Origin of the sequence: Microcoleus sp. AR_TQ3_B6 (genome assembly GCF_036702785.1) — a bacterium.
Classification (GTDB): Bacteria; Cyanobacteriota; Cyanobacteriia; order Cyanobacteriales; family Microcoleaceae; genus Microcoleus.
Genome location: NZ_JAUBVJ010000197.1, coordinates 1 through 3,398, shown reverse-complemented (window position 1 = coordinate 3,398; position 3,398 = coordinate 1). Strand labels below are relative to the sequence as shown.

The following is a 3,398-nucleotide window of genomic DNA, read 5'->3' as shown; positions in this document are numbered from 1 at the left end:
CTCTCGTATAACTTTCTGCCAAAAGCTAGACTATCTGCTCGTCCGTAAGAGATAAAAGCGTCAAAATTGGTTTTCATGAGGAAGAAATAGGTAAATGGGTGGCGTTGATGAATACAAGTAGGAATTCAAGATTTCGGCATTGCTATAATATGATGTCCGGTCGATTACCCGACATCAGGTAGGGGCGGGTTCACCAACAATATCTGCCAACAATCGACCATCTCAAAAACCCGCCCGGCCGGGATATTATGGTCAATCGATCGGACATCATATAAGCCCGCTTGAGGGTGAGTTTTGCAAGGCATCTTTCAAGTCAATTAAAGCCTTTTGGTAGACTCCGCTAGACAACAGGTTCATCCCAGGGAATTCAGGTTGTTTCTTGACCTAGTTGGTGAGAACTTTTTTGACTTTATCCAACAGTCAACAGCCAACAGTCAACAGCCAACAGCCAACAGTCAACAGTCAACAGTCAACAGTCAACAGTCAACTCAATTCACTGTTGACTGATAACTGATAACTGTTCCCCCTGAACTCATGACAACAAGTAAGCGAGCTCCTTCTTCGTAAACGGATTCTCACCCTTTTTCAGGGCATCAACCCAGCCTTGCCGCCTTTTTTTGCGCTCGGCCGAATCCGTACCCTTGATAAACGCTTGAAAATCTGCGATCGCCCCTGCGGTATCCCCCGTCAGCGCCCGGGCCACCCCACGACTATCTCGAAGCTCGACATTGCCCGGTGCAAGTGCCACCGCCGTATCGCACGCCGAGATCGCGCTCTTTGCCCCTTCGTGCAGCGCACCGTACCAACACAGCGTATCCCAAGACTTTGGAGGGATCTTCCAGGTGGCCTCGAACTGCTTTGCTTTCAAGAAGGCATCCACTGCTTCCTGAACTTTACCCTCTTTGACTAGGTTTTCCCCTTGTTCGATCAAACCGACCGCAGCCCACCGTTTAACCTTGTCCTCTGGTGGCACCTTAATGCTGGGCGATAATTTCTGGGCCTGTTGGAACGTCTCCATGGCTAGGTTGACATCGCCTTGCCGCGCGTGCGCTCCACCTTGATTGACTAAAAACTGGGCCTTTTCCTGATGGTTCCAGGCCAGGTTTTGACAGGTTTTCCCCGCGTCTTTCGCCACGGAGAGCATTTCCCTATCCTCACCAAACTGCGTTTGGGGCGCGACTAAAACGGGATGTAAAATTATTCGGTTGCACGCCATCTTCAGCCAATCTTGCCAAGTGCCAAAGCTCCAGAGGCGAAGAGTCTTATCTGCACTGCCGCTGATAATGGTTTTACCGTCCGGGCTAAACGCAACTGAAGTGACTGTCTCCGTATGTCCCTTGAGGGGCTGACCGATGGGTTCACCGTCCGTGTCCCACAGGCGAATGGTATTATCCAAACTACCGCTGGCAATGGTTTTGCCATCCGGGCTAAATTTCACCGAGTAGATTGAATTGGTGTGTCCTCTAAAGGGTTGACCGATAGTTTTGCCTGAAGTATCCCACAGGCGAATTGTATTGTCCTTACTGCCACTGACGATCGTGAGGCCATCCGGGCTCCAGGCCACCGAGTAGACCTCCTTCTTATGCCCTTTAAAGGGTTCACCGATGGGCTCGCCAGAAGTTTTCCACAGGCGAATTGTCTTGTCATCGCTACCGCTGACGATTCTTTTGCCGTCCGGGCTCCAGGCCACGGAGTTGACCATCCCTGTATGGCCTGTAAAGGGTTCACCGCTGGGCTTGCCTGAAGTATTCCACAGGCGAATTGTCGCGTCATAGCTACCACTGACAATGGTTTTACCATCGGGGCTAAATGCCACTGAAGAGACCCAACTTGTATGTCCTTTAAAGGGTTCACCGATGGACTCGCCAGAAGTCTTCCACAGTCGGATCGTCTTGTCCGCGCTACCACTGACAATGGTTTTGCCGTCTGGACTCCATGCCACTGAAAAGACCGCCTCTGTATGTCCTTTAAAGGGCTGACCGATGGGATTGCCATTCGTGTCCCACAGGCGAATTGTTTTGTCAAAGCTACCAGTGACAATGGTTTTGCCATCGGGGCTCAATGCCGCTGATAATACTGCTTCGCCATGCCCGGTGAAGGGTGGAGCGATGAGGTAGCCGTCCGTATCCCACAGACGAATCGTCCCGTCCCAGCTACCACTGAAAATGGTTTTGCCATCGGGGCTCAATGCCACGGACGAGACTCCATCCAGGTGCCCGATGAGGGGATGACTCAGCAGAGGATTCCCCCCCAGATCCCAAAGAGAAATGCTTCCATCCGTCCCCCCACTGACAATGAAGCTACCCTTGGGACTCAATGCGAGTGACCGAATCGGCGCACCCTCATTGCCTTTGAAGGGTTGACCGATGGGTTTCCCCGAGGTCTCCCACAAACGAATCCGCCCGTCATAGCTGCCACTGGCAATGGTTTTACCATTGGGGCTCCAGGCCACTGACGTGACTTCTCCCTCATGCCCCCTCCAAGGCTGACCAATGAGTTGACCCTGACGAGTCCACAAACGAATTGTCTTGTCATCGCCACCACTGACGATGGTTGTTCCATCGGGACTGAATGCGATCGAGTTAATCCCACCCTTATGCCCTTGGAAGGGTTTACCGACGGAATTGCCATCCGTGTCCCACAGGCGAATCGTCCCGTCCGCGCCGCTACTGACGAGCGTTTTGCCATCGGGGCTAAATCCGATTGACCAGACAGGACCTTGATGCCCTTTGAAGCCTTGGCCCATCAGCTTACCAGAGATGTTCCACAAGCGAATCGTCCCCCGATCATCGCCACTGACGATCGTTTTGCTGTCTGGGCTCCAGGCCACGGAAGTGAGGTAGGTTTGATACTGATTGGGCAACGGGTCGATCTGTTGATAGGTGGGATAGTCAGAGGTATCCCACAGGCGAATGGTCCCGTCAGAACCCACACTCGCGAGGATTTTGCCGTTTGGACTCAACGCTAATGAGGTGACTCCGTGTGTGTTTGCTGTCAAAAGATTGCGCTCTCTGGCATCTCCGGCGGCATCGCGCAATCTATACTGCAGCTGGGAAAACGTCTTCTGGCGAACATCGGGCGATGCAGCGAAGCTTTCATCTGTGGCTTGAATCGCCAGAATCAGTGCCTCTAGGGGATCGGCATCGAGCAAAGTCTGCACGCGGCCAGCTTTTTCCTTTAACTGGGTAATGTTAGTTTGCGTTTCGGCGATCTTCTTTTGATCTTGCGCTTCTTTAGTTTGCTTTTGCGCCTCTAGTCTCCCAAATGTGGCGACAATAGTGGCAAGTGTCATGATCGAGAGCGCACTCACGACCGCTCCCGTTAATAGCATCTTACTTTTGCGTTTTTCGGCGCTACTTTTGGCTATATATGTCTTTTGTAACTCCGTCGCGACCGGC

General features: G+C 52.3%; 2 protein-coding genes. One reads left to right on the top strand and one right to left on the bottom strand.

Annotation, left to right across the window (positions count from 1 at the left end):
* Window positions 1–372: 372 nt before the first annotated feature.
* A complete protein-coding gene (locus QUB56_RS36505) occupies window positions 373–507 on the top strand; it encodes a hypothetical protein (protein ID WP_332961239.1) in 135 nt (44 codons plus the stop codon).
* Window positions 508–532: 25 nt separating this feature from the next.
* Here the strand turns inward: QUB56_RS36505 and QUB56_RS36500 are convergent, their stop codons facing one another.
* A complete protein-coding gene (locus tag QUB56_RS36500) occupies window positions 533–3,292 on the bottom strand; it encodes an eIF2A-related protein (protein ID WP_332961238.1) in 2,760 nt (919 codons plus the stop codon).
* Window positions 3,293–3,398 lie beyond the last annotated feature (106 nt).

Coding starts and splice junctions, on each gene's coding strand:
- QUB56_RS36500 (WP_332961238.1), bottom strand. CDS start 3,292: ATGACACTTGCCACTATTGTCGCCACATTTGGGAGACTAGAGGCGCAA.